This window comes from Streptomyces sp. NBC_01723, assembly GCF_036246005.1.
Classification (GTDB): Bacteria; Actinomycetota; Actinomycetes; order Streptomycetales; family Streptomycetaceae; genus Streptomyces.
Genome location: NZ_CP109171.1, coordinates 3,729,789 through 3,753,355 on the forward strand (window position 1 = coordinate 3,729,789; position 23,567 = coordinate 3,753,355).

A 23,567-nucleotide genomic window follows, 5' to 3' on the forward strand; every position below is an offset into this window, starting at 1 on the left:
GGCTAGGGAACCCGCACGACCAACGCCGTGGCCACCGCCATCAGCCCCTCACCCCGCCCGGGAAACCCCAGCCCGTCCGTCGTCGCCCCCGACACCGACACCGGCGCCCCCACCACCTCGGACAGCACCTTCTGCGCCTCGTCCCGCCGCTTGCCGATCTTCGGCCGCGCCCCCACCACCTGCACCGCGACGTTCCCGATCCGGAACCCCGCCGCCCGCACGATCCGCGCCGCCTCCGCCAGCAGCGTCACCCCGGAGGCCCCGGCCCACTCCGGCCGCCCGGTGCCGAAGTGCTGCCCAAGATCCCCGAGCCCGGCCGCGGAGAACAACGCGTTGCACGCCGCGTGCGCGACCACGTCCGCGTCGGAGTGCCCGGCCAGGCCGTCCCCCTCGCCCTCCCACTTCAGCCCGGCGCACCACAGTTCCCGCCCCGCCTCGAAGGCGTGGATGTCCGTGCCGATCCCGACCTGCGGCAACACCGGCAGCGCCTCCGCCTCAGAACCCATCGTTGAGCCTCCTGCGTGCCAGTACCGCCTCCGCGAGGACCAGATCCAGCGGCCGCGTCACCTTGAACGCCTCCTCGTGCCCCGGCACGACCACCACGGCCGGCCCCATCCGCTCGACCATGCTCGCGTCGTCCGTGACCTCGCCGGTCACCGTCGTGTGGGCCCGCACCAGCGTCTCCCGGTCGAAGCCCTGCGGTGTCTGCACCGCCCGCAGCAGCGCCCGCTCCGGCGTCGCCACCACGGGCTCCGGCACGCCGGGGACCTCGGCGGGCTCGACCTGCTTGACGGTGTCGGCGAGCGGCACGGCCGGCACCACGGCGGGCGCGCCCTCCCGTACCGCCTCGATCACGGCGTCCACCGTGTCCACGGGGACCAGCGGCCGGGCCGCGTCGTGCACGAGGACGATGCCGTACTCGGGCGGCAGCGCGTCCAGTCCGAGCCGTACGGACTCCTGACGCGTCGCGCCGCCGGGGACGACGAGGAAGTCCGTCCGCTCGGGCAGCGCGTGCGTGTCCAGCAGGCTCCTGACCTCGGCCGCGCCGTCGGGCGGGGCGACGACCACCACGAGGGAGACCCCGCGGGAGGCGGCCATCGCCCGGACCGCGTGGATGAGCATGGGCGTGCCACCCAGCGCCCGGAGGGCCTTCGGGGCGCCCGGCCCGAGCCGTACGCCACGGCCGGCGGCCGGAATGACCGCCGCGGTCCTGGCGTTGGCACGGTCATCGGCGGCCCTGTCGGCCGACGGCGGGGCGGGCGAGGGACGCGAATCGTCAGACATCGGTTCCTGTCAGGTTTGTGTGCTCGACCTAGTTGGGTATGGCCTCACCGTGCCGGGCGCGACGCCTCGACCGGACCCTTCCGTGACCCTGGTCGAGCCAGCAGTCCGGGCCCGGCACAACAGGACCCGGGGGAAGCCTCCCGGGAGGAGCGTACGAGGATCATCGGCATCCGGACCTGCGGATGCGCGAAATTCACATCCGGGTACGAACATGCCGCAGCGCCCGGCGACAGCAAAGACGTCATCGGGCACCACGGCATTTTCAGTGCGCTGAACCGAGCGGGCGGCGGTCCGCGCCTCGCCTCAGGAGGCGAGCACCTCGTCGAGCAGGGCCTCCGCCTTGTCCTCGTTGGTGTTCTCCGCGAGAGCCAGCTCGCTCACCAGAATCTGGCGGGCCTTGGCGAGCATGCGCTTCTCACCTGCGGAGAGTCCGCGCTCGCGCTCACGACGCCACAGATCGCGCACGACTTCCGCGACCTTGATGACGTCGCCGGAGGCGAGCTTCTCCAGGTTTGCCTTGTAGCGACGCGACCAGTTCGTGGGCTCCTCGGCGTACGGCGCGCGCAGCACCTCGAAGACCCGGTCCAGCCCGTCCTGACCAACCACATCACGCACGCCGACGAACTCCGCATTGTCCGCTGGCACACGTACCGTCAGGTCGCCCTGAGCGACCTTCAGCACCAAGTAGGTCTTGTCCACGCCTTTGATCTGGCGAGTTTCGATAGCCTCGATCAGCGCGGCCCCGTGATGGGGATAGACCACGGTGTCGCCAACCTTGAACGTCATGTGACAGGTACCCCTTCCGTGGCTATCCAGGGTAACACGGAAACGGCGGGTTCTGAATGGCGTTTTCGCAGGTCAGGGCATATCTCGGGGCTTGACAACAGCAACAGGAACGTGCTGCGCGAGGCGAGCGGAAGAAAGAATTCGCAGGTCGGAGCGGCTCTCCAGGCCGGGCGAAACGGGCCCGTCACACACAACCGGAGCGCCATCCACCGGGCTGAACATCCCGATATGTCCGGTTCCAGGCGTGCGACTTCCGCTACTCCGTTCGGTGGCCGTGCCGGGGTTCCGGCCGATTCCGGAATTGATCACGAGCCACGCCGATGGGCCCTCGGTGATCAATTTCCGGCGGTCCGCGCATTCCTTCACCGAAATTTCGCGCACCGATCGACAACCCGTATGGCGGACCGGCTCTTATACGAATGGCGGACGGGTGCGAGCCGCAAAGCAGCCCCTGAAGAGGGCCGGGACTGCCGCCTGCCGGGCGAAGCCCGTGGTCCTTCGGGGAGGGTCGGGTGCGGCGGCCCGGGAACGGCTCGGTAGCCTAAGGCCGCTGACAGTCACTTAGGGCGGCTTTATCCGTTGCCGCCACCCCGCTCGAGTCCAAGGAGTTGCCGCCGCCGTGAGCAGCAGCCTTCGACGCGGTGCCCTCGCCGCCGCCGCCATCGCGTTCTCGATCGCCTCGCTCGCCGCGTGCGGTGCCGGTCACAACGCCCAGTCGCTGGAGATCAAGCCGGACAACGCCGCAACGACGGTCGGTGACATCCAGATCCAGAACGCCGTCGTCATCACGCAGCCGGACCTGGAGTCGACGGGCCCGGCGGTGGTCTCCGCCACGCTGTTCAACAACGGCAGGTCGGACCAGACGCTCGAGTCCATCACCGTGGCCGGCACCGACAAGACCGCCGAGCTGAAGCCCGCCGAGGGCCAGAAGGGCGGCCTGACCGTCCCGGCCGGCGGCTCCCTGGTCGTCGGCGGCAAGGACAACGCCGCCGCCGTCCTGCCCAGCAGCCGCGAGGCGGTCCAGGACGGCAACGCGCAGAAGATCACCTTCACCTTCAGCAAGGCCGGTGAGGTGAGCCTGCGCGCCTTCGTCGTGCCCGCCGAGAGCTACTTCTCCGGCTGGGGCCCCAGCGACGTCCCGGCGGCGCCCGGCGCGTCCGCACAGCCCTCCGAGGGGACCTCCGGGGAGCCCTCCGACGGCGAGAACTCGGGCGAGCCCACCGGCGAAGCCTCGGGCGAGCCCTCCGGGGCGGCGAACGAGACCGGAACGGCTACCTCCGGCACCTCGCAGGGCACCGGCACGGGCACCGACGCCGGCCACTGAGCACCGTACGAACGAAGGGCGGGACCTCCGGGAGGTCCCGCCCTTCGCCGTGTCCCGCGGGACGGCGTCCGGTCTACGGCTCGAACTTGTACCCGAGCCCGCGCACCGTCACGAGGTACCGCGGCGCGCCCGGGTCGGGCTCGATCTTGGCGCGCAGCCGCTTGACGTGGACGTCGAGGGTCTTGGTGTCGCCGACGTAGTCGGCGCCCCACACCCGGTCGATCAACTGCATGCGGGTGAGGACGCGGCCGGCGTTGCGCAGCAGCATCTCCAGCAGGTCGAACTCCTTGAGCGGCAGGTCGATCTTGGTGCCGCCCACGGTCACCACGTGCCGGTCGACGTCCATGCGGACGGGGCCGGCCTCCAGCGCGGCGGGAGCGACCTCCTCCGGCTCGCCGCGGCGGCGCAGTACGGCGCGGATGCGGGCGACCAGCTCGCGGGAGGAGAAGGGCTTGGTGACGTAGTCGTCGGCCCCTATCTCCAGCCCGACAACCTTGTCGATCTCGCTGTCCTTGGCGGTCACCATGATCACGGGAACGTTCGAGCGGCCGCGCAGCTGGCGGCAGACCTCGGTGCCCGGCAGGCCGGGCAGCATCAGGTCGAGGAGGACGAGATCGGCGCCGTTGCGCTCGAACTCGTCGAGTCCGTCGGGGCCGGTGGTCGCGACGGCGACCTCGAAGCCCTCCTTGCGGAGCATGTACGACAGGGCGTCGGAGAAGGACTCCTCGTCCTCGACGACGAGCACACGGGTCACGGAAGGACCTCCGGGGCGGGAAGCGTTTCGTACGGGGATGTTTGGGGGGATGAGGGGGACCGTTCGGTGTCGCCGGTCTCTTCGCTGAGTCCGGCGTGGTCCGGGCGTCGCGCCGCGCGGTCGCGGGACAGGCCCGATTCCGGCAGTCGCAGGGTGAAGGTGGAGCCCTGGCCTTCGGCACTCCACACCGTGACCTCCCCGCCGTGCGAGGCGACCACGTGTTTGACGATGGCGAGACCCAGACCGGTGCCTCCGGTGGCCCGGGAGCGGGCCGGGTCGACGCGGTAGAAGCGCTCGAAGACGCGTTCCTTGTCCCGCTCCGAGATGCCGATGCCCTGGTCGGTCACGGCGATCTCGATCAGGTCGCCGCCGGGGGCGTTGACGCGGCGGGCGGCTATGCCGACGCGGGTGCGGGCGGGCGAGTAGTTGACGGCGTTCTCGACGAGGTTGCCGAGCGCGGCGGCGAGCTGGCCGCGGTTGCCGCGTACGTGCAGATCAGCCGTTCCTCCGGCGGCCATGGTGATCTGCTTGCTGCCGGCCGCCTGCCGGCAGCGGTCGATGGCCTCGGCGACCAGCTCGTCCACCCGGACGGGCTCGGCGTCGTCGAGGGGGTCGTCGTTCTGCACCCGGGACAGGTCGATGAGCTCCTGCACCAGGTTGGTGAGCCGGGTGGCCTCGATCTGCATCCGTCCGGCGAACCGTTCCACCGCCTCCGGATCGTCCGCGGCGTCCATGACGGCCTCGGACAGCAGGGAGAGCGCCCCGACCGGGGTCTTCAGTTCGTGACTCACATTGGCGACGAAGTCGCGCCGTACGGCCTCGATGCGGCGGGCCTCGGTGAGGTCCTCGACCAACAGGAGCACCAGCCGGGATCCGAGCGGCGCGACGCGCGCGGAGACGGCCAGGGCCTCGCCCCGTCCGTTCCCGCGCCTGGGCAGGTCCAGCTCGACCTGCCGTATCTCCCCGTCCCTCCTGGTGTCCCGGGCCATCTGGAGCATGGGCTCCACGGCGAGCTTGCCGCCCCGGACCAGGCCGAGGGCGTACGCCGCCGAGCTGGCCTTGACCACCCCGTCGGCCTCGTCGAGGACGACGGCGGAGGAGCGGAGCACCGACAGAACGGTGTCCACCCCGGGTGGAAGGACGGGGTCCGTGTGCAGGGAGGTGCGGGTGGGGCGCTTCTGGTCGCGCTCGCTCCAGCGGAACGCCAGCACGGCGATGACGCCGGTGAGTACTCCGGCGATCGCTGCCACTGCGGCGACCGCCGCGTTCACGTCCATGTCTCCAGGTTAGGCATGCCGTACGTCCTCGCCCCAGCCATCGGGGTGCGACCTCGAACACTCGTCGCCCAGAGTTCACCTTGGAGCCAGTGATGGTTCATTTGTGGTGCCGGAAACGGACGCGTACAGGCCGGAACGTGTAAGCGTGGGGGCACGGCGAGGGGTGCGAGCCGGTGCGAGCCATGTGCGAGCCAGTTCTTTGAGCCCCCTAAACGGACGTACGAGAGGGAACCCTGATGCGGGACGCGTACCACGAGGAACTTGATTCGATCGGTGACGGTCTGGTGGAGATGGCCCGGCTGGTCGGGTCGGCCATCGGACGCGCCACGACCGCGATCCTCGACTCCGACCTGAAGCTGGCCGAGGCCGTCATCGAGGGCGATCAGCGGGTCGACGAACTCCAGCACGAGCTGGAGGCCCGGGCGATAACCCTGCTGGCCCGGCAGCAGCCGGTGGCGACGGACCTGCGGATCGTCGTCACCTCGCTGCGGATGTCCGCCGACCTGGAGCGCTCGGGCGACCTGGCCCAGCACGTGGCCAAGCTGGCCCGGCTGCGCTACCCGGAGCGCGCCGTCCCGCACGACCTGCACGCGACCATCCTGGAGATGGGGCAGCTCGCGCAGCGCCTGATGGCGAAGGCCGCCGAGGTGATCATCACCAAGGACGTCGACCTGGCCCTCCAGCTGGAGCAGGACGACGACGCGATGGACCTCCTGCACCGCACGCTCTTCCAGCACCTGATGGACGACCGCTGGAAGCACGGCATCGAGACGGCCGTCGACGTGACGCTGCTGGGCCGCTACTACGAGCGCTACGCCGACCACGCCGTCGCGGTCGCCAAGCGCGTGGTCTACCTGGTCACCGGCGAGCACGCGGACGACCTCCAGGCGGACATCCAGCCGACCACGCAGGTCGAGGGCGCCTGACCCGCGCGGGGGCGTACGGGCGGGGTGTACGGGCCGGGCGCGGGAGCATACGGCCCGGGGCGCGCGGCGATGCCCCAATGCGCCGTTGATACGGCGGCCGCCCCGGGCGTGCAATGGAGGCGGACACCAGCCTCCGGATGGAGGCAGGCAGCAGCTTCCAGGAGGAACCATGACCGATTCCCCCAGCACGAAGCCCGACCCCGCCCGGGAACGCCGCACCGAGCGGCCCACCGAGATCCGCGCCCTGCCCCTGATCGCCGCCTGCGGCTGCGGCTCGGGGTGCGGCTGCGGCTGCCAGTCGGGCAATCCCTGCCAGTGCGGCTGACGGCACAGCGGTGGTGCGTGGGGCGGCCGGGGTGGCCGGCCGCCCCGGGCGCCCCATGGGTGTCGCGTCGTTCGACTTGAGTACGGGTACTCAGGCTCCGGAGCCGCCCACGTCCGACCCTGGAAACAGGAAGAAGACGTAGACCCAGACGACTCCCGGGGAGATCGAGATCCATGAAGCGCAGCCCGATACCCGCCCTCTCCCGCCTCGCCCGCCTCGCCGTCGCCAACCGTGTCTCGGGCATCTACCTCGCCCTGGTCGGCGGGGCGATGGCCGTGGCCGCGTTGGAGCCCCTGTTCGCGGACAGCCCGGACGCGTCCCTGATCTGGGTCTGGCCCGCCCTGTTCACCTTCCCCGCCTTCGGCTTCGTGGCCTGGCTCGGCGAGGGGAGCTGGGGCGGCGAGGCCCCGGCGTGGTTCTTCATCGGCGGCATCGTGCTCTCGGCGCTGGTCCAGTCGCTGGCGCTGGGCGCGGTCTGGGAGGGCCTGCGCGGCCGCCGCGGGCACCTCACCGCGGCCAACTGACACCGCGACCTCCCCCTGGGTCCGTCCGGTGACGGATGGGAGAGTGGCCGCATGAGGGCAACCGGGGGCACGGTCGTGGCAGCCGACGAGGTCGAGGAACTCGCGGCGGAGGCGCTGCGCTGGCTGACCGGTGCGGGGCGAGAGGCCCCCGACGGCGGCCTCGCCTGGCCGGACCGCCCCTCGGACGACGCCTCGGACCCGATGCTCTACAGCGGCACGGCCGGCAACATCCCCGTACTCCTGGAGGCGTGGCGGCACTTCGGTGACGACGCCTACGCCGACACCGCCCTGCGCGCGGCCCGCGAGCTGGCGCACCGCGTCGACGACATCGAGGACGACTCCCTCTACTTCGGCCGCACCGGGCTGGCGCTCGTCCTGCGCGCCGTGCAGGAACAGCTCGGCGACCGGGCGTCCGGCGCGGCGGCCGACCGCGCGCTGGCCCTCGTCCGGTCCCGCTTCGACGGGACGCGCTGGGGCCCGCTCTTCGAGCTGATGGGCGGCAACGCGGGGATAGGCCTCGGGGCCCTGCTGGCCGGGGACGACGAACTGGCCGTGCTGGCCATGGAGCCGTATCTGCGCACCGCTGAGCACACCCCCGACGGCGTCCAGTGGGCCCACCGCCCGGACGTCGAGGCCCGGCTGCACCACGTCTCGCACGGCTCGCTCGGCATCGCCCTGGCGCTGGCCCGGGTGGGCGCGGACACCGGCCGTGCGGACCTGACGGAGCTGGCACTGGCGGGCGCGGCGGACTTCGTGGCGCGGGCCGAGGCGGGACCGGACGGCGAGCAGGCCGGGGGTACCGGGGAAGCCGGAGCGACCGGGGAAGCCGGCTCGACCGGGGAGGCGGGTCCGGGCTTCCTCGTCCGCCACTCCACCCCCCAGTTCCTCCCCGACCTGATCGAGCCCTTCAGCTACGGCTGGTGCCACGGCCCGGCCGGCGACGCCCAGGCCTTCCGGCTGCTGCGGGACGTCACCGCCGATCCCGCCTGGTCCGCCCTCGCCGACCGCTGCTGGCACACGGTCACCCACTCCGGCGTGCCCCGGCGGCTTCGCCCCGGCTTCTGGGACAACAACGGCCGCTGCTGCGGCACCGCGGGCGTCCTCGCCCTGGCCTGCGACCGCATCGCCGAGCGGCTCGACCCGTACGCCCCGGACGGCTTCGCCCACCTCCTCGCGACGGACCTGGCCGCACACGCGACCCGGGACGAGGACGGCGCCCGCTGGTCCAACGTCGAGCACCGCGCCACCCCGAGCACGCTGGAACCGCGCGTCGGCTGGGCCATGGGCAACGCGGGCATCGTCCGCGAGCTGCTGCGCTTCGTACGCCTGACCCGCGGCGGCGACCCGCGCTACGCCTTCACGTGGCCCGACCAGCCCGCCGTACCCGCGTGAGCCGGGGCCCCGATCGCACCGGACCACAACGATCGGGCGCCGCGGGGCCGCCCCCTGCCACGGTTGACGCAGGAAGGGAGGCCCCGTGATCTCGGCACTGAACAGACTCATCGATCTCGTCGAGGAGCACCTCACCGAGGAGCTCGACGTACCCGCGCTGGCCGGAACGCTCGGCACGACCGAGTACCACCTGCGCCGGATGTTCTCGTCGCTGGCGGGCATGCCGCTGTCGGAGTACGTGCGCCGGCGCCGCATGACGGTCGCCGCCGCCGACGTCGTGCGGGGCGAGGACGACCTGCTGAGCATCGCCGTCCGCCACGGATACGGCTCGACGGAGGCATTCGGACGCGCGTTCCGGGCCGTGCACGGCGCCGCCCCGCGCGAGGTACGCCGTGCCGGAGGCCCCCTTCAGTCACAACCGCAGCTCAGGTTCCGCCTGACCGTCGAAGGGAGCACTCCCATGGACACCCGTTTCGCCGACCGCCCCGCGTTCCGCCTGATCGGACACGCGACCCGCGTCCCCCTCATCCACGAGGGCGTCAACCCGCACATCCAGGAGCACATCGCGGCCCTCCCCCCGCAGGAGCACGCCCGCCTCAAGTCCCTCGGCGACACCGAACCGGCGGGCCTCCTCCAGGTCTGCGACGACCTCGCCCCCGACAGCGCGGAGGGCACCGACCTGACCTACCTGCACGGCGTCGCAGTCACCCGGGACACACCGGCCCCCGACGACCTCGACGCCATCGAGGTCCCGGCGGGCATGTGGGCGGTCTTCCGCACCTCGGGCCCCCACCCGGAAACCCTCCAGACCGCCTGGGCGGCGACGGCGACCGAGTGGTTCCCCTCCAACCCGTGGCGCCTGCGGCCCGGCCCGTCACTCGTGGCCGTCCTGTCCCGCACGGAGGACTTCACGACGGCGACGTGCGAACTCTGGCTCCCGGTGGAACCGGCGTAGCCACCATCCGCCCGGCCACCGATGAGTTCGGTGGCCGGCTGCCGTCCTACTCCCTGAAGACGGACGCCACGCAGAACTCCCGAACAGGCGGTACGGACGATGGACGCACGATTCACCGCGACCCTGCGAAAGAGCCCGAACAAGGGCGGCTGGACCTACGTCGTCTGGCCCGAGTCGACCACCTTCTTCGGCACCCACGGCCTGGTGAAGGTCCGCGGCACGATCGACGGCCACCCCTTCCAGAGCTCCTTCATGGCCCTGGGCGACGGCACCCACAAACTGCCGGTGAAGGCGGAGGTGCGGAGGGCGATCGGGGAGGGGGATGCGGTGACGGTGCGGCTGGTGGAGCGGGTGGATGCCTGACCCCTGGGCCGCCCATGCACCATTCGAACGAAGACGGCCCCTGGACGACGCCGACGTGCCGCGGCGATCACCCTCTCGACCGTCCTCTGAGAAGCCACCCGCCGACGCGGCCGTCGGTTTGGACACGGGTTCCCGACCGGGTGTTCGCATGTTTCCCGCATGTCCCTCGCATGCCTCGCCGGGCCGATGAGTTTGCCCGCCGCCTGCGGTCCCTCCACTGTGACACCCCCGCCGCTGCGGGGCGGGAAGCGGAGCAGCACCCCCATGCATGGAGGAGCGATGGAAGCCGAAGCAGGCAATCCGATCAGGCTGTACATGTCGATGTCGCTCGACGGCTACGTCGCCGGCCCGGACGATCGACCGGGCCAGGAGCTCGGGCGCTCGGGCGGTCGTCTCTTCAACTGGCTCGACGACCGGGAATCCGACGGTCCCAGCGGACAGGTCTACCGCGAGGCGCTGGCGACCGGCGCGCTGATCTCCGGCCGTCGGACCTTCGAACTCGCCGGGCGCTGGCAGGGCGACCATCACCACGGCGTGCCGATCTTCGTCCTCACCCACCGGGTGGACGACGGAGACGTGCCACCCGGCCACACGCGATTCGTCACCGACGTCGAGGACTGCGCCCGTCAGGCTCGCGCGGCCGCCGGGGACCGCCCGGTCATGGTGCACGGGGCGGGCGCGGCCCAGGCACTCCTCCGAGCCGGGCAACTGGACGAGATGGAGATCCACCTGGTCCAAGTCCTCCTCGGAGGCGGCCGACGGCTCTTCGACCACCTGGGCAGTGATCACATCGAACTCGACCTCGTCCGACGCCTCGACGACCGGGACGTCACTCACCTGCGCTACCGGGTGCGTCGCCCCGGGGCGACGGCATGAGGTTGCTGGCGAAGACGCCGAGCCGGATCCCCTCGTTGCGGCGGGCGGATCGGTCGGGTGCGGAGCATCGCGGCAGGGCCTGTCCGGGCCCCGCGGGCGGGTGCTCAGGGGCACCGCCCGTCGTCGGGCCGCGGGGCCGGTGAGGCCACCGGCTCGAAGGCGGTAATGGTGTCGACGAGGTCGGCCGGGGCTTCCAGCGGGATCAGGTGACCGGTACGGGGGACCACCACGAAGTCGGCTTGGGAGAGGTAGGGCACCAGGTTGTCGCGGAGCACGCCGACGGGCTCCACCTGGTCGTGTTCTCCGGCGACGACGAGAGCCGGCACGTTGACCATGCGCGTGTGCTCGGTGATGTCCTGCGCGATGCCGCGCAGCGGCCACTCGGCGCGGGCGGCATCGGTGACGGTCCGCGAGTCGGTCACGATCTGCGCCTTGACCGGAGCGGGCAGCTCGGTCGCGGTGAGGACATGATCCCGTGCCCCGGCCACGGACTCGGCGGAGTCGTAGGCGTGCGAAAGGGCTTCCCGGTACTCGGCAGTGACCTGGGCGGCGGGCTTCGCCGGGCCGGAGCCCACGAGAACGAGGCCGCGCAGGCCGGCGGGCCGGGTGGCCGCGACCAACTGTGCGACCTTGCCCCCCATCGAATGCCCCACCATGACGTAGTCGCTGACCCCCGCGTCCGCGAGCACGGCGAGCGTGTCGTCGGCGAGCTGACCGAGCGTAAAGGGACCGGGCAGAGCACTCGACCGGCTCCACCCGCGGAAGTCGACCGTGAGCACGTCACGGCCCGCCAGGCGGTCGACGACGAGGTCCCAGGAGCGGGCAGAACCACCCCAGTAGTGCAGGAACACCAGAGTCGGCCCGGTCCCCGGCCGATGGTCGTAAACGGGCAGAAGCGTCTGCTGCGTCGTGTTCATGATGGCTCTTCCGGTCGGTGCTCTGGGCGATTGCCCTGTGTGTTCATTGAAACTTCCGCACCCGGACGGGACATCGGCGTGACTGGTCGCCCGATGGTGAAAACTGGACACGTGAGCGTGATCCGGCAGATGACCTACCAGCCCTCGGGACGCCCCGCCGCCTCGGTCGAGACGATGACGTTCGGCCGCCTTCGCGAGCTGAACGACGGCGGCACGCAGCGCGCCGACTTCCACGTCCTCGCCGTCATCGACGCCGGACCCGGCTCGGTCACGGTCGATTTCCGCCTCCACCCGCTCCGGGACCGGTCCGCGGTGTGGATTCCACCCGGCGCGGTGCACCGGTGGGACGACATCGCAAAAACGGCAGGGCACCTCGTGCTGTTCGTGCCGACCGCGCCGGTCACCCACGCCACCCGGGAACTCGTCGCCTCCCCGGACCTGGCCGCGCACTGGAGCATCCCCGACGCCGACTGGCCCTTCGTCGACGCGGCACGCGGCCATCTCCTCCTCGAAGCATCCGCCCCACCCGGTGACTCCTCGACGGAGCTGCCCGAGATCCTGCTCTCCGCGCTCCTCATCCGGCTGCACCCACCGCACGCCGAAGCACGGCTCACACCTCCGGTGTTCCGGTTGTTCCGCGCCAGCGTGGAAGCGCACTTCCGGCAACACCACGACGCCGGCTACTACGCCCGTGCGCTGGGATACGCGCCCCGCACCCTCTCACGAGCGGTGCAGCAGGCCACCGGCCGCACCGCGAAGGCGTACATCGTCGAACGGATCACCCTGGAAGCCAAACGGCTCCTCGCTCACGACCGCCTCACCGCCGCCCGCTGCGCCGACGTACTCGGCTTCCCCGACGCGTCCAACTTCTCGGTGTTCTTCCGGAAGGCGACGGGCAAACGCCCGGGCGCGTGGCAGGCGACGGCGGCCGGCGAGTGAGGAGGAACTCAGCTGGACGTCGGCTGGACGGAACACGGCGGTCCGAGGCCGCGCCGGCTCAGCCCGTCGACGGCTGCGCCTCGCAGGCGAGGTCCTCCTTCGGGCGCTTGCCATCCGTGAGGAACGCCGTCACCGCGTCGTTCGCGCAGGTGTTCGTCCCGAACGGGTAGACGCCGTGGCCGCCCTGATCGGCGGTCACCATCCTCGCCCGGTCGCCCAGCGCCTCGCGCAGCTTCCGGGCCCCAGCGAGCGGCGTGCCCGGGTCCCGTTCGTTCTGCACCATGAGGACGTTCGACGGACCCTCGTCGCTGATCCGCACGGGCTTCTCCTTCGGCTCGGGCCAGAAGGCGCAGGGAGTGACGTTGCCCGTTGAACCGCCCAACATGGGGTACGCCTTGCGGTCGGCGGCGGCGCCGGCCTGGTATGCCGCGACGTCCTGCGGCCAGCGCGAGTCGTTGCACAGTACGTGCAGCCGGCTTGCCGGGAAGTTGTCCGAGGCCGCTGTCGGAGGCTTGGACGGCAGAGGTCCGCCCTTGTCGAGGGCTTGCCACAGCTTCGCCAGCTCCGGCATGCGCGCGTCGGAGAACAGATACTCGAAGCTGATGCCGCGAAACAGCGTCCCGTCCACCCCGTCCACCGGCTTCTTCGTCAGCCGGTCGGCCAGTTCGTCGTACTTCGCGGCCACCTCCTTCGGGGAGCGGCCCAGCCCGTACTCGGGCTGGGCCGCGACGAAGGCGGCGAAGTCCGGGAAGCGGACCTGCATGCCGCGGGCCATGAGCCGGAAGCCCGCCGCGTCGTAACCGCCCGGACCCAGGTTGCTGTCCAGGACGATCCGGTCGCCATGGCCGGGGAAGAGTGTCGCGTACACGGCCCCGAGGTAGCTGCCGTACGACTGGCCGAAGTAGGAGACCTTCTCCTCGCCGAGGGCGGCACGCACCCGGTCCATGTCGCGCGCGGTGTTCGCGGTGGACAGGTGCGGCAGCATGTCGGCGGTCTTCGACTTCCCGCACTGTCCGGCGACGGTCTTCGCGTACTCGGCCTCGGCGGTGACCTGCTCCGAGTTCTCCGCGAAGGAGGGGAAGTTGCCGCGAGCCATCTGCTTCGGTGTGAGGTCACAGGTCACCGGGCTGCTGGCGCCGACACCGCGAGGGTCCATTCCGATGATGTCGTACCTGGCCTGCACCTCCTCGGGCAACTCGGCCTTCGCCAGCAGCGCCGGATGGCCCAGGCCCGACATGCCGGGACCGCCCGGGTTGGTCAGCAGCACCCCGCGCCGGCGGTCCGGATCGCTGCTCGCCATCCGCGTGAGTGCGATCCGGATCGTTCGGCCGTCGGGGTCGTCGTAGTCCAGCGGGACCTTCAAGCTGCCGCACTGGACGCGGGGCGCCGCGAGCCCCTCGGGACAATCACCCCACTTCAACCCTGCCTTCTCCGCCTGCTCCTCCCGCCTGTCCTGCTGCGCCTTCCGCGCACGCTTCTCCGCCGCCGTGACCGGACGGTCCCCGTCCTCGTCCGGCCACGTCACGATCGTCCCGGCCGCCGCAACCGCCAGGGCGGCGACCGTGCCCACAGTGACCGAGAGCGTCTTGCGCTGCATGCCAGGTCCTCCCACGCGCCCGCTTACGCCGGAAGATCCGGCGTAGGACCACCGTCTGCCCGTGATCGGTGACAGCACATCGTCCAGCAGGACCCGGTCACCTTCGCCCTGAGACGGGGGCGGCTCCGCCGCAGGACGGAGACGACCCCCACCTGCCTGCCGACAGGACCGGTCTCCTGTGCCACTGCTCTGCATCTGCTGCGGCGTATACCGTCCCGTCGGCTCGTGTTCCGCGGGTGAGCATTGGTGCGACAAGCCCTGTGCGTCAGCACAGAGTGGGAGAATGCTGGAGCACACAGCTATTCACGTGCACGACATCGCAGCCGGTGCCGCCTTTTCCACGACACCACGCTCGCTCCGCTGGGGTGCGTTCAAGCGGCCCCTCGGGCACTCCGGCCCGGGGCTGACGCGCTCCGGTCTCAGGAAACCCACGGGCTCAGCCCAGGGGCAGAGGGTCCAGGAGGTTCCCAGCGCATGAAAATGCCCCTGACCCGCGCTAACCGCGCAGGTCAAGGGCGTGATCACGTGCTCTACTTCTTCTTCCCCTGGTTCTTGACCGCCTCGATCGCAGCCGCGGCCGCGTCCGGGTCCAGGTACGTCCCGCCCGGGTTCAGCGGCTTGAACTCGGCGTCGAGTTCGTAGGACAGCGGGATGCCCGTCGGGATGTTCAGGCCCGCGATGTCGGCGTCGGAGATGCCGTCGAGGTGCTTGACGAGGGCGCGCAGCGAGTTGCCGTGGGCGGCGACCAGGACCGTGCGGCCGGTGAGGAGGTCGGGGACGATCGCGTCGAACCAGTACGGGAGCATGCGGGCGACGACGTCCTTCAGGCACTCCGTCTGCGGGCGCAGCTCCGGCGGGAGGGTCGCGTAGCGGGCGTCGTCGAACTGGGAGTACTCGGCGTCGCGGTCCAGCGGGGGCGGCGGGGTGTCGTAGGAGCGGCGCCACAGCATGAACTGCTCCTCGCCGAACTCCGCGAGGGTCTGCGCCTTGTCCTTGCCCTGGAGGGCGCCGTAGTGGCGCTCGTTCAGGCGCCAGTGGCGGTGGACCGGGATCCAGTGGCGGTCGGCGGCCTCCAGCGCGAGCTGGGCCGTGCGGATCGCGCGCTTCTGGACGGACGTGTGCAGCACGTCGGGCAGCAGGCCGGCGTCCTTGAGCAGCTCGCCGCCGCGCGTCGCCTCCTTCTCGCCCTTCGGGGTGAGGTTGACGTCCACCCAGCCGGTGAACAGGTTCTTCTCGTTCCACTCGCTCTCGCCGTGGCGGAGGAGGATCAGCTTGTACGGTGCGTCGGCCATGGCTCCGAGCGTAATCGAACCCTCCGGCCACCCGCGCGGGGCGCCCGGTGGGCGGACGGTTGACGGGAAGTGTTAATCCGGTGGCCTCCGGCGACCCCGAGTTCGTAAGTTGTGCGTGCCGCTCCAGCCGCTTACACATCCACGGGGGTCCCATGTCCGTCGCCGGTCTCAGACGTGCCGCACGGGAGACCGTCTCCGGGCTCCCCCGCGAGTTCTGGTGGCTGTGGACCAGCACCCTGGTCAACCGGCTCGGTGCCTTCGTCGCCACCTTCATGGCGCTGTACCTGACCATCGACCGCGGCTACTCCGCCTCGTACGCCGGTCTGGTCGCCGCCCTGCACGGGCTCGGCGGGGTCGTGTCCTCGGTGGGCGCCGGGGTGATGACCGACCGGCTCGGGCGGCGGCCCACGCTGCTGGTCGCGCAGACCTCGACCGCCCTGTCCGTCGCCGCGCTCGGCTTCGTGCACCACCCCGTCGCCATCGCCGCCGTCGCGTTCGTGGTCGGCATGGCCAGCAACGCCTCCCGGCCCGCCGTGCAGGCGATGATGGCGGACATCGTGCGGCCCGAGGACCGTATCCGGGCCTTCTCGCTCAACTACTGGGCGATCAACCTCGGCTTCGCGATCTCCTCGATGGCGGCCGGGTTCATCGCCGAGGTCAGCTATCTCGCCGGATTCATGATCGAGGCGGGGATGACCCTCGTCTGCGCCGTCCTCGTCTTCGTGAAGCTGCCCGAGTCACGGCCGCAGCCGCAGGGCGGCACCGACGCCGCCGGCAAGGACGCGGCCGTCTCGCTCGGGACCGTGCTGCGCGACGGGCGGTACATGAGCGTCGTCGGGCTGTCGTTCCTCGTCGCCGTGATCTTCCAGCAGGGGTACCTGGGGCTGCCGATCGCCATGGGCGAGGCCGGGTTCACGCCCGCGGACTTCGGCATGGCCATCGCCGTCAACGGCGTCCTGATCGTCGTACTCCAGATTCCCGTCACCCGGTTCATCGAGCACCGTGATCCGCGACTGCTGCTCGTCGCCTCGTCCCTGCTGGCCGGGTACGGCTTCGGGCTCACCGCCTTCGCCGGGTCGGTCGGCGTCTTCGCGCTCACCGTGTGCGTGTGGACGCTCGCCGAGATCGTCAACGCGCCGACGCAGACCGGGCTCGTCGTCCGCCTCTCCCCGGTGCACGGGCGCGGCCGCTACCAGGGCATGTACACCATGTCCTGGGCCGTCGCCTCGCTCGTCGCCCCGCTGATGTCCGGTTTCGTCATCGACCGCTGGGGCGCCGAGTGGCTGTGGGGCATCTGCGCCGTCGTCGGCACGGTGGCGGCGGCCGGGTACTGGGCGCTGATGCGGGGGCTGCCGACGGAGGAGGCGGAGGTGGCCGCGGCCACGGCCGGAACGCCTTCGCCCGCGAAGTCCGAGACCGAGGTCAGCACCGCCTGACCCGGCACCGGGCGCCCCACCCGCCCTGCCCTCACGGATGCATCCGCGTCCCCTTCAGCACCTTGTCCACCGCGTTCTTCGGCCCGTACACCGCGAGCCCCACCAGGTCCAGCTCCGCCGTGGGCACGGCCCGTACCGCCGCGCGGTTGTCGCGGTCGTTGCCCGTGGCGAAGAGGTCGGACGTGAAGAGCGCGCGGGGCAGGGCGCGCGACAGCACGCGCGCGTGGGCGTTCGTCAGCGTCTCCTTCGTGCCCTCGAAGACCAGCACCGGCTGACGGAACATCGGCAGGTAGCCGACGGCGTCCGCGTCCTCGTACGGCTCCCCGATCACCTCGGGGAACTCCTTGGCCAGGCCGCTGACCAGGAAGGCCGTGACGTTCAGGCGCTGCCACGTCTCCAGGTCCTCGCGGAGCAGGACGGCGATCTTGGTGTCGAAGCGGACGGGGGTCTCGGCCTCGGGAGCCTCAGGGGCTGCATCGTGCGTGCTCATACGATGAGACTGCCGACCCGCACCCCGCCGGGTCTTGTACGTTTTTTGCATGGACGGCCGGCGGAACGACCAGCGGAGCGTGTCCGCCTGGCGACCCCGCGTCCCGGGCGTCGTCGAGGTCTTCCACGCCCACTACACCGAGTACGCCTACCCGATGCACGTGCACGACGCGTGGACGCTGCTGATCGTCGACGACGGCGCCGTACGGTACGACCTGGACCGGCACGAGCACGGCACCCCGCACGACACGGTGTCGCTGCTGCCGCCGCACGTGCCGCACAACGGCTCCCCCGCGACGCCGGACGGCTTCCGCAAGCGGGTCCTGTACCTGGACGCCTCCCGGCTGGGCGACGAGCTGATCGGGCCGGCCGTCGACGCCCCGGACCTGCGTGATCCGCTGCTGCGCCGCCGGGTCGGGCAGCTGCACACCGCGCTCGCCCTGCCCGGTGACGAGCTGGAGGCGGAGAGCCGGCTGACGTTCGTCGGCGAGCGGCTGCGGTCCCACCTGGTGCCCCGGCACGAGGCGGGCGTGGGGCGCCGGGACCCCGACCTCGCCCGGCGGCTGCGGGAGCTGCTGGACGAACGGGTCGTCGAGGGCATCGGCCTGGCGGAGGCGGCCGCGCTGGTGCCGGCCCATCCGGCCCACCTGGTACGGGCGTTCAGCGGCGCCTACGGCATCGCACCGCACCAGTACCTGATGTCCCGCCGGGTGGACCGGGCCCGGCGGCTGCTGCTGGCGGGACACGCCCCGGCGGACGTGGCCGGCGTCACCGGTTTCTACGACCAGGCCCATCTGACCCGGTACTTCAAGCGTCTGGTGGGCGTCACTCCGGGCCGCTACCGCGGCAGCGGCGGCCGCTGACCGGCGGCGCGGCCACCGGTGTCAGTCGCTGCCGCGCTCGATCAGGTGCTGGAACGCCTCCAGGTTCCGCGTCGACTCCCCGCGCGCGGTGCGCCACTCGTACTCCTTGCGGATGGCGGACGCGAAGCCCAGCTCCAGCAGGGTGTTGAAGGCGCCGTCGGCGGCCTCCAGGACCTGTCCGAGGAGCCGGTCGATCTCGTCGGCGGTGACGGCGGCCAGGGGGAGTTTCGCGGTGACGTAGACGTCGCCGAGGCGGTCGACGGCGTAACCGACGCCGTAGAGCTTGAGGTTGCGCTCCAGCAGCCAGCGGTGGACGGCCGGTTCGTTCTCGTCGGGGTGGCGGATGACGAACGCGTTGAGGGAGAGCGAGTGGCGGCCCAGGAGGAGGGAGACGGTCGTCGACAGCTTGCGGGTGCCGGGGAGTTTGACGACGTAGTTGCCGGGTTCCGGGCTCTCCCATTCGACGTCGGCGTCCTTGAGCGCCTCCTCGATCACCTCTGCCGTCGTCCCGCGCGCGTCAGCCATGGTGCGAGCGTACGCGACGGCGGTGGGCCTGGATGGCGGCCGTGTAGACGTCGGCCGTGGCGGCGGCGGCACTGCCCCAGCCGAAGGACTGGGCGTGCCGGGCGGCGGCGTCGCCCATCCTCGGCGTCAGCTCCGGGTTGTCGGCGAAGTCGCCCAGCACGCGCGCGTACGCGGCGGGGTCGTGGCCCTGCACGAGACGGCCGGTGATCCCGTCCCGCACGGCGACCGGCAGGCCGCCGACCGCCGCGGCGAGCACCGGCGTGCCGGCCGCCTGGGCCTCTATGGCGACCAGACCGAAGGACTCGCTGTACGACGGCATGACCAGCACGGACGCGGCCCGGAACCAGTCGGCGAGCTGCTCCTGCCCGACGGGCGGCCGGAAGCGCACGACGTCGGCGATGCCGAGCCGCGCGGCGAGCTTCTGCAGGCCCTCCGGCTTGGCGAGGCCACTGCCGCTGGGGCCGCCGACGACCGGGACGACGATGCGGGAGCGCAGCTCGGGGCGTTCGTCGAGGAGTACGGCGACGGCGCGCAGCAGTACGTCCGGTGCCTTGAGGGGCTGTATGCGGCCCGCGAAGAGCGGGATCAGCGCGTCCTGGGGCAGGCCGAGGCGGGCGCGGGCGGCGGCGCGGGCGTTGCCGCTGCGGTCCGGTCCGGGGACGGCGCCCTTGGGGAAGGGGCGGAAGCGGTCGAGGTTCACGCCGGGGTGGACGACGGCGACCTTGGCGGGGTCCGCGGCGTAGTGGCGGACGAGTTCGTCGGCCTCCTCCGCGGTGTTGGCGATGAGGCGGTCGGAGGCGGAGACGATCTGGGTCTCGCCGATGACGCGGGCGGCCGGTTCGGGGGTGTCGCCGTCGGCCAGGTTGGCGTTCTTGACCTTGGCCATGGTGTGCATGGCGTGCACGAGGGGGGCGCCCCAGCGCTGGGCGGCGAGCCAGCCGACGTGGCCGGAGAGCCAGTAGTGGGAGTGGACCAGGTCGTAGTGGCCGGGGCGGTGTCCGGCCCACGCCTGCATGACGCCGTGGGTGAAGGCGCAGAGCTGGGCGGGCAGTTCCTCCTTGGCCAGTCCCTCGTAGGGGCCCGCGTCGACGTGCCGGACGAGGACGCCGGGGGCGAGCTGGACGGACGGCGGGAGTCCCCCGGCCGTCGCGCGCGTGAAGATCTCGACCTCGATGTTGATCGCGGCGAGGCGCTGAGCCAGCTCCACGATGTACACGTTCATGCCGCCGGCGTCGCCGGTGCCGGGCTGGTGGAGCGGTGAGGTGTGCACGGAGAGCATGGCGACGCGGCGGGGCCTGCGCAGCAGCCGGAGCCGCGGGGAGGCCGCCGGTGAGCGACGCCCGAGCATGCTGACGTACTGGCTCACGAGCCATTCCTCCTCGCTGCGGGCATGCCGGTCGGAGGACACGCGCCGCCCTCCAAGGGTGTGGAACACCGGACGGCCGTGCTCCATTTCCGGTTTCCCGACCTTTGCCGAATCATTACCGGCTGTCGCTCAACCGTTCGAGCATCGGGCGCGTGCCACCCGGCACCCCCTGCGCCCTACGGGCGCAGCGCCCCGACCCCCCGCGCCCAGGCCGCCCCCAGGTCCGCGTCGGCCGGAAACCTGCCGTGGATCTCGAGTACCACCATCCCGTGGGCGAACGCCCAGAACGAGCGGGCCAGGTCCTGGTCCCCACCGCAGACCCGCATCAGCGGCGCCGCGGTCCGGTCCTCCAGGCCGGCCGGGAGGGACGCGCGGGGCAGCGGGCGTTCGGTCATCAGGCAGTACAGGTGGGGGTGGGCCAGCGCGTAGGCCCGGTACGCCTCCGCCAGCGCCGCCAACGAGCCGGGCTCCTTCGCCTCCGCGGCCTCCATGGCCTCGCCCGCCTCGGCGAGCGCCTGGACGATCAGCTCGGTCTCGACCGCCTCCTTGTCGGGGAAGTGCTTGTACAGGGAGGGGGCCTTGATGCCGAGGCGGTCGGCGACGGCCCGCAGGGTGAGCGCGGCGGGCCCGGACTCCTCCAGGAGCGTGCGGGCGGCCGCGGCGATCTCCCGGGCCCGGGGGGACAGGCGGTCAGCCACGCTGGTAGCCCTCCTTGGTGCGCAGTCCGTAACCGAAGGCGCGATCGTACGAGATGTGCGCGAGCCACCCGCACAGCGCCGCGAACGCGGGTGCCCAGGTCACCGGCGTCACGGCGTGGAGCACCATGAGCGCGAGCGGGATCAGGGCGCGGTGGGCGGCGTTGTAGTACGGCACCGCGCGGGGCGTCAGCCGCCCCTTCTCCATGCGGGGCGCGTCGGACAGGCCGACGAGGAAGGTCAGGTCGGGCGCCAGGAAGAAGGCGAAGGCGAGCAGGCCCGCGACCCAGCCGTGGTCGACGGCCTCCAGGACGGCGAACGCCGACCAGAAGAGGGCGTTCAGCAGCCACGCGGTGCGGCTGACGACGGTGCGGGTGGTGACCGTGCGGGCGGTGACCGTGCGGGCGGTGCCTGCTGGTGCGACCGTGCTCATGGGTGCCTCCCGGGGAGCGAGTGAGCTAACGTCGTTAGCCCTATCTGGACAGTAAGGCTAACGCCGTTAGCCAGTCAAGCCCCGACTGCCCGGAACCGCGCCCCCCGCCCGGCCGCATACCCTCGTACGCATGCCACCTCCCCGCGCCCCCCGCCCCCTGGGCACGGTCACGCGCGGGACCACGAACCCGAACCGCCTGCGCCGCATGGACCGTTGGATCACGGCCACGCACGGCGCCGAACTGCGCCGCGCCGCCGACCCCGTCGCCGTCGACCTCGGCTACGGCGCCGCCCCCTGGACGGCCGTCGAGCTGCTGCGCCGCCTGCGCACCGTCGCCCCGCACGCGCGCGTGGTGGGCGTCGAGATCGACCCGGCCCGGGTCGCGGCGGCGGAACCGTACGCACGCGCGGGGCTCGTCTTCCGGCACGGCGGCTTCGAGGTGCCCGTCTCCCCGGCCCCGTCGCTGATCCGCGCGGCGAACGTGCTCCGCCAGTACGACGAGGACGAGGTCGCCGCCGTCTGGCGGCGGCTGTGCGCGCGGCTCGCGCCGGCGTCCGAGCACTCGCGCGGAGGGCTCCTGGTCGAGGGCACCTGCGACGAGATCGGGCGCCGGCACGTGTGGGTGGCGCTGGGTCCCGAGGGTCCGCGCACGGTCACCCTCGCGACCCGCCTCGGCTCCCTGGACCGCCCCTCCGACCTGGCCGAGCGGCTGCCGAAGGCGCTCATCCACCGCAACGTCCCCGGCGAGCCCGTGCACGCCTTCCTGCGCGACTTCGACCGCGCCTGGGCCGCCGCCGCGCCCTACGCCTCCTACGGCGCCCGCCAGCGCTGGATGCGCGCGGTGCGGGACCTGACGGCCGACTGGCCGGTGACGGACGGACCGGCGCGCTGGCGCCAGGGCGAAGTGACGGTGCGCTGGGAGGCGTTGGCGCCGCGCGGCTGAACCCGCCGGGCGGGAACGATCTCCGTGCGGCGTTCGTCACACACCGAGGGGAATCGTCGTACGGCGCGGCAGAAGAGGGGAAGCAGGAGGGAAGCGCGGCCTCTGTCGCTTTCCGCGCCGGCATGGCACGATCCCCCGAGCGCTATGTTACTGACGGTTAACCAGCTTGGGGGCGACGGATGCGTACGGGGAAGCATGGCTTGATGACCGCTGCCGTGACCGTGGTCTGCGCGGTCACCGTGCTCGCGGCGCCGGGCACCGCGTTCGCGGACCCCGGCCCCGCACCGTCACGGGGCGCGCCCAGCGCCTCCCCCGCCCCGGGCCCCGGGCGCGCCAAGGACCTGGAGGCCGTGCGCAAGAAGCTCGACTCCCTCTACCGCGCGGCCGCCCTGGCCACGGACGAGTACAACGCCGCCGAGGAGAAGGCCGAGAAGCAGAACGCCGAGATCGTCGAGCTGGCCAAGAAGATCGTCAAGGGCCAGGAGAAGCTGGACCGCCTCAAGGACCGCGCCGGCGCCGCGGCCCGCGCCCAGTACCGCACCGGCGGCCTGCCCGACGAGGCCAAGCTGATGCTCAGCGAAGACCCGAGCGCCTTCCTGGACGGCAGCGGCCGGGTGCTCCAGGGCCAGCGGGCGACCAAGGGCCTGCTCGGCGAGTTGTCCCGCGCGCAGGAGGACCTGAAGACCTACGCGGCGGACGCCTCCGCCCGCTTCAAGAAGCTGGAGGCGAACCGCAAGGCCAAGGCCACCGCTCAGAAGAAGATCGAGAAGCAGATCGCGGCGGCCGAGAAGCTGGAGTCCGAGCTGGCCAAGGAGGAGAAGGAGCGCCTCGCCAAGCTGGAGCGGGAGGCCCAGGCCAAGGCCCAGACCGCGTGGCTCGACTCCGGCATCCTCAAGGACCTCGACCGCGAGTCGACCGAGCGGGGCCGCAAGGCGGTCGAATACGCCACCGCCCAGATCGGCAAGCCGTACCAGTGGGGCGCCGAGGGGCCCAAGTCCTACGACTGCTCCGGCCTGACCTCCCAGGCCTGGATCGCGGCCGGGCAGACGATCCCGCGCACCTCTCAGGAGCAGTGGAAGCAGCTGACGCGCGTCGACGTGGAGGACATGCGCCCCGGCGACCTGATCATCTACTTCGACGACGCCAGCCACGTCGGCATGTACGTCGGCGACGGCTCCGTCGTACACGCCCCGCGTCCGGGGCGCTCGATCACGATCGCCGGAGCGGGCACGATGCCGATCCTCGGGGTGGTCCGGCCGGACCCGGCGACACCGGATCAGTGACGC

Annotated in this window: 26 protein-coding genes; 13 read left to right on the forward strand and 13 right to left on the reverse strand. The window is 71.9% G+C overall.

Annotation, left to right across the window (positions count from 1 at the left end):
• Nucleotides 1–2: 2 nt before the first annotated feature.
• The 3 genes from ispF to OIE75_RS17075 form a co-directional block, all read right to left on the reverse strand.
• Nucleotides 3–506: a 2-C-methyl-D-erythritol 2,4-cyclodiphosphate synthase gene (gene ispF / locus OIE75_RS17065; protein ID WP_307013368.1), complete on the reverse strand. Its 504-nt coding sequence runs from the start codon at nucleotides 504–506 to the stop codon at nucleotides 3–5.
• Nucleotides 496–1,284, reverse strand: a complete 789-nt coding sequence (gene ispD, locus OIE75_RS17070) for a 2-C-methyl-D-erythritol 4-phosphate cytidylyltransferase (protein WP_329471396.1) — start codon at nucleotides 1,282–1,284, stop codon at nucleotides 496–498. The genes ispF and ispD overlap by 11 nt, the downstream gene beginning before the upstream one ends.
• Before the next feature lie 303 nt (nucleotides 1,285–1,587).
• Complete coding sequence (locus tag OIE75_RS17075; RefSeq protein WP_003953493.1) at nucleotides 1,588–2,070, reverse strand: CarD family transcriptional regulator; 483 nt, start codon at nucleotides 2,068–2,070, stop codon at nucleotides 1,588–1,590.
• Nucleotides 2,071–2,689: 619 nt separating this feature from the next.
• Here OIE75_RS17075 and OIE75_RS17080 point away from each other — a divergent pair.
• The gene (locus OIE75_RS17080; protein WP_307013371.1) at nucleotides 2,690–3,394 is read left to right on the forward strand and encodes a DUF461 domain-containing protein; all 705 of its coding nucleotides are present in this window, start codon (nucleotides 2,690–2,692) and stop codon (nucleotides 3,392–3,394) included.
• Nucleotides 3,395–3,467: 73 nt separating this feature from the next.
• Here the strand turns inward: OIE75_RS17080 and OIE75_RS17085 are convergent, their stop codons facing one another.
• Nucleotides 3,468–4,148 carry a response regulator transcription factor gene (locus OIE75_RS17085; protein WP_019326704.1) on the reverse strand — a complete coding sequence of 227 codons (681 nt, stop codon included), beginning with the start codon at nucleotides 4,146–4,148 and terminating at the stop codon, nucleotides 3,468–3,470.
• Entirely contained in the window at nucleotides 4,145–5,425 is a 1,281-nt protein-coding gene (locus tag OIE75_RS17090) for a sensor histidine kinase (protein WP_307013372.1), read from the reverse strand. Before OIE75_RS17090 ends, OIE75_RS17085 begins: the two co-directional genes overlap by 4 nt.
• Before the next feature lie 236 nt (nucleotides 5,426–5,661).
• Here OIE75_RS17090 and phoU point away from each other — a divergent pair, with 236 nt between their 5' ends.
• The 7 genes from phoU to OIE75_RS17125 all read left to right on the forward strand — a co-directional run bounded on the left by phoU (nucleotide 5,662) and on the right by OIE75_RS17125 (nucleotide 10,786).
• Entirely contained in the window at nucleotides 5,662–6,351 is a 690-nt protein-coding gene (gene phoU / locus OIE75_RS17095; protein ID WP_161326571.1) for a phosphate signaling complex protein PhoU, read from the forward strand.
• Nucleotides 6,352–6,520: 169 nt separating this feature from the next.
• Nucleotides 6,521–6,676 carry a hypothetical protein gene (locus tag OIE75_RS17100; RefSeq protein WP_307013373.1) on the forward strand — a complete coding sequence of 52 codons (156 nt, stop codon included), beginning with the start codon at nucleotides 6,521–6,523 and terminating at the stop codon, nucleotides 6,674–6,676.
• Between the two features lie 173 nt (nucleotides 6,677–6,849).
• Nucleotides 6,850–7,200: an SCO4225 family membrane protein gene (locus OIE75_RS17105; RefSeq protein WP_307013375.1), complete on the forward strand. Its 351-nt coding sequence runs from the start codon at nucleotides 6,850–6,852 to the stop codon at nucleotides 7,198–7,200.
• 51 nt (nucleotides 7,201–7,251) lie between these two features.
• Complete coding sequence (locus tag OIE75_RS17110; RefSeq protein ID WP_329471397.1) at nucleotides 7,252–8,592, forward strand: lanthionine synthetase LanC family protein; 1,341 nt, start codon at nucleotides 7,252–7,254, stop codon at nucleotides 8,590–8,592.
• An 85-nt stretch (nucleotides 8,593–8,677) separates the two neighbouring features.
• Nucleotides 8,678–9,547 carry an AraC family transcriptional regulator gene (locus tag OIE75_RS17115; RefSeq protein WP_307013379.1) on the forward strand — a complete coding sequence of 290 codons (870 nt, stop codon included), beginning with the start codon at nucleotides 8,678–8,680 and terminating at the stop codon, nucleotides 9,545–9,547.
• A gap of 99 nt (nucleotides 9,548–9,646) precedes the next feature.
• Nucleotides 9,647–9,910, forward strand: coding sequence for a DUF1905 domain-containing protein (locus tag OIE75_RS17120; RefSeq protein WP_329471398.1), 264 nt, complete (start codon nucleotides 9,647–9,649; stop codon nucleotides 9,908–9,910).
• A gap of 279 nt (nucleotides 9,911–10,189) precedes the next feature.
• Nucleotides 10,190–10,786, forward strand: coding sequence for a dihydrofolate reductase family protein (locus tag OIE75_RS17125; protein ID WP_307013383.1), 597 nt, complete (start codon nucleotides 10,190–10,192; stop codon nucleotides 10,784–10,786).
• A gap of 104 nt (nucleotides 10,787–10,890) precedes the next feature.
• On the opposite strand, the gene OIE75_RS17130 is transcribed toward OIE75_RS17125, so the two are convergent.
• Nucleotides 10,891–11,703: an alpha/beta fold hydrolase gene (locus tag OIE75_RS17130; RefSeq protein ID WP_329471399.1), complete on the reverse strand. Its 813-nt coding sequence runs from the start codon at nucleotides 11,701–11,703 to the stop codon at nucleotides 10,891–10,893.
• Between the two features lie 111 nt (nucleotides 11,704–11,814).
• Between OIE75_RS17130 and OIE75_RS17135 the strand changes: the two genes are divergently transcribed.
• Nucleotides 11,815–12,642: a helix-turn-helix domain-containing protein gene (locus OIE75_RS17135; protein ID WP_329471400.1), complete on the forward strand. Its 828-nt coding sequence runs from the start codon at nucleotides 11,815–11,817 to the stop codon at nucleotides 12,640–12,642.
• Nucleotides 12,643–12,700: 58 nt separating this feature from the next.
• Here the strand turns inward: OIE75_RS17135 and OIE75_RS17140 are convergent, their stop codons facing one another.
• On the reverse strand, nucleotides 12,701–14,239 hold the full coding sequence (locus tag OIE75_RS17140) for an alpha/beta hydrolase (protein ID WP_329471401.1): 1,539 nt from the start codon (nucleotides 14,237–14,239) through the stop codon (nucleotides 12,701–12,703).
• Nucleotides 14,240–14,769: 530 nt separating this feature from the next.
• Entirely contained in the window at nucleotides 14,770–15,531 is a 762-nt protein-coding gene (locus tag OIE75_RS17145) for a phosphoglyceromutase (RefSeq protein WP_307013391.1), read from the reverse strand.
• Between the two features lie 152 nt (nucleotides 15,532–15,683).
• On the opposite strand from OIE75_RS17145, the gene OIE75_RS17150 reads away from it, so the two are divergent.
• Nucleotides 15,684–16,967, forward strand: a complete 1,284-nt coding sequence (locus OIE75_RS17150; protein WP_329471402.1) for an MDR family MFS transporter — start codon at nucleotides 15,684–15,686, stop codon at nucleotides 16,965–16,967.
• A 31-nt stretch (nucleotides 16,968–16,998) separates the two neighbouring features.
• Here the strand turns inward: OIE75_RS17150 and OIE75_RS17155 are convergent, their stop codons facing one another.
• On the reverse strand, nucleotides 16,999–17,457 hold the full coding sequence (locus tag OIE75_RS17155) for a DUF2000 domain-containing protein (protein WP_329471403.1): 459 nt from the start codon (nucleotides 17,455–17,457) through the stop codon (nucleotides 16,999–17,001).
• 49 nt (nucleotides 17,458–17,506) lie between these two features.
• Here OIE75_RS17155 and OIE75_RS17160 point away from each other — a divergent pair, with 49 nt between their 5' ends.
• Nucleotides 17,507–18,319, forward strand: a complete 813-nt coding sequence (locus OIE75_RS17160; RefSeq protein ID WP_329471404.1) for an AraC family transcriptional regulator — start codon at nucleotides 17,507–17,509, stop codon at nucleotides 18,317–18,319.
• A 21-nt stretch (nucleotides 18,320–18,340) separates the two neighbouring features.
• Here OIE75_RS17160 and OIE75_RS17165 read toward each other — a convergent pair whose 3' ends face one another.
• The 4 genes from OIE75_RS17165 to OIE75_RS17180 all read right to left on the reverse strand — a co-directional run bounded on the left by OIE75_RS17165 (nucleotide 18,341) and on the right by OIE75_RS17180 (nucleotide 21,338).
• Entirely contained in the window at nucleotides 18,341–18,844 is a 504-nt protein-coding gene (locus OIE75_RS17165; RefSeq protein ID WP_307013398.1) for a YbjN domain-containing protein, read from the reverse strand.
• The gene (gene mshA, locus OIE75_RS17170; protein ID WP_307013400.1) at nucleotides 18,837–20,210 is read right to left on the reverse strand and encodes a D-inositol-3-phosphate glycosyltransferase; all 1,374 of its coding nucleotides are present in this window, start codon (nucleotides 20,208–20,210) and stop codon (nucleotides 18,837–18,839) included. The genes OIE75_RS17165 and mshA overlap by 8 nt, the downstream gene beginning before the upstream one ends.
• 176 nt (nucleotides 20,211–20,386) lie before the next feature.
• Nucleotides 20,387–20,908 carry a TetR/AcrR family transcriptional regulator gene (locus OIE75_RS17175; RefSeq protein WP_307013402.1) on the reverse strand — a complete coding sequence of 174 codons (522 nt, stop codon included), beginning with the start codon at nucleotides 20,906–20,908 and terminating at the stop codon, nucleotides 20,387–20,389.
• Complete coding sequence (locus tag OIE75_RS17180) at nucleotides 20,901–21,338, reverse strand: DUF4260 family protein (RefSeq protein WP_329471405.1); 438 nt, start codon at nucleotides 21,336–21,338, stop codon at nucleotides 20,901–20,903. The genes OIE75_RS17175 and OIE75_RS17180 overlap by 8 nt, the downstream gene beginning before the upstream one ends.
• Before the next feature lie 157 nt (nucleotides 21,339–21,495).
• Between OIE75_RS17180 and OIE75_RS17185 the strand changes: the two genes are divergently transcribed.
• Both OIE75_RS17185 and OIE75_RS17190 read left to right on the forward strand, forming a co-directional pair.
• Complete coding sequence (locus tag OIE75_RS17185) at nucleotides 21,496–22,281, forward strand: class I SAM-dependent methyltransferase (RefSeq protein WP_329474004.1); 786 nt, start codon at nucleotides 21,496–21,498, stop codon at nucleotides 22,279–22,281.
• Between the two features lie 179 nt (nucleotides 22,282–22,460).
• Nucleotides 22,461–23,564 carry a C40 family peptidase gene (locus OIE75_RS17190; protein WP_329471406.1) on the forward strand — a complete coding sequence of 368 codons (1,104 nt, stop codon included), beginning with the start codon at nucleotides 22,461–22,463 and terminating at the stop codon, nucleotides 23,562–23,564.
• Nucleotides 23,565–23,567 lie beyond the last annotated feature (3 nt).

Coding starts and splice junctions, on each gene's coding strand:
- ispF (WP_307013368.1), bottom strand. CDS start 506: ATGGGTTCTGAGGCGGAGGCGCTGCCGGTGTTGCCGCAGGTCGGGATC.
- ispD (WP_329471396.1), bottom strand. CDS start 1,284: ATGTCTGACGATTCGCGTCCCTCGCCCGCCCCGCCGTCGGCCGACAGG.
- OIE75_RS17075 (WP_003953493.1), bottom strand. CDS start 2,070: ATGACGTTCAAGGTTGGCGACACCGTGGTCTATCCCCATCACGGGGCC.
- OIE75_RS17090 (WP_307013372.1), bottom strand. CDS start 5,425: ATGGACGTGAACGCGGCGGTCGCCGCAGTGGCAGCGATCGCCGGAGTA.
- phoU (WP_161326571.1), top strand. CDS start 5,662: ATGCGGGACGCGTACCACGAGGAACTTGATTCGATCGGTGACGGTCTG.
- OIE75_RS17100 (WP_307013373.1), top strand. CDS start 6,521: ATGACCGATTCCCCCAGCACGAAGCCCGACCCCGCCCGGGAACGCCGC.
- OIE75_RS17105 (WP_307013375.1), top strand. CDS start 6,850: ATGAAGCGCAGCCCGATACCCGCCCTCTCCCGCCTCGCCCGCCTCGCC.
- OIE75_RS17110 (WP_329471397.1), top strand. CDS start 7,252: ATGAGGGCAACCGGGGGCACGGTCGTGGCAGCCGACGAGGTCGAGGAA.
- OIE75_RS17120 (WP_329471398.1), top strand. CDS start 9,647: ATGGACGCACGATTCACCGCGACCCTGCGAAAGAGCCCGAACAAGGGC.
- OIE75_RS17125 (WP_307013383.1), top strand. CDS start 10,190: ATGGAAGCCGAAGCAGGCAATCCGATCAGGCTGTACATGTCGATGTCG.
- OIE75_RS17130 (WP_329471399.1), bottom strand. CDS start 11,703: ATGAACACGACGCAGCAGACGCTTCTGCCCGTTTACGACCATCGGCCG.
- OIE75_RS17140 (WP_329471401.1), bottom strand. CDS start 14,239: ATGCAGCGCAAGACGCTCTCGGTCACTGTGGGCACGGTCGCCGCCCTG.
- OIE75_RS17145 (WP_307013391.1), bottom strand. CDS start 15,531: ATGGCCGACGCACCGTACAAGCTGATCCTCCTCCGCCACGGCGAGAGC.
- OIE75_RS17150 (WP_329471402.1), top strand. CDS start 15,684: ATGTCCGTCGCCGGTCTCAGACGTGCCGCACGGGAGACCGTCTCCGGG.
- OIE75_RS17155 (WP_329471403.1), bottom strand. CDS start 17,457: ATGAGCACGCACGATGCAGCCCCTGAGGCTCCCGAGGCCGAGACCCCC.
- OIE75_RS17160 (WP_329471404.1), top strand. CDS start 17,507: ATGGACGGCCGGCGGAACGACCAGCGGAGCGTGTCCGCCTGGCGACCC.
- OIE75_RS17165 (WP_307013398.1), bottom strand. CDS start 18,844: ATGGCTGACGCGCGCGGGACGACGGCAGAGGTGATCGAGGAGGCGCTC.
- OIE75_RS17180 (WP_329471405.1), bottom strand. CDS start 21,338: ATGAGCACGGTCGCACCAGCAGGCACCGCCCGCACGGTCACCGCCCGC.
- OIE75_RS17190 (WP_329471406.1), top strand. CDS start 22,461: ATGCGTACGGGGAAGCATGGCTTGATGACCGCTGCCGTGACCGTGGTC.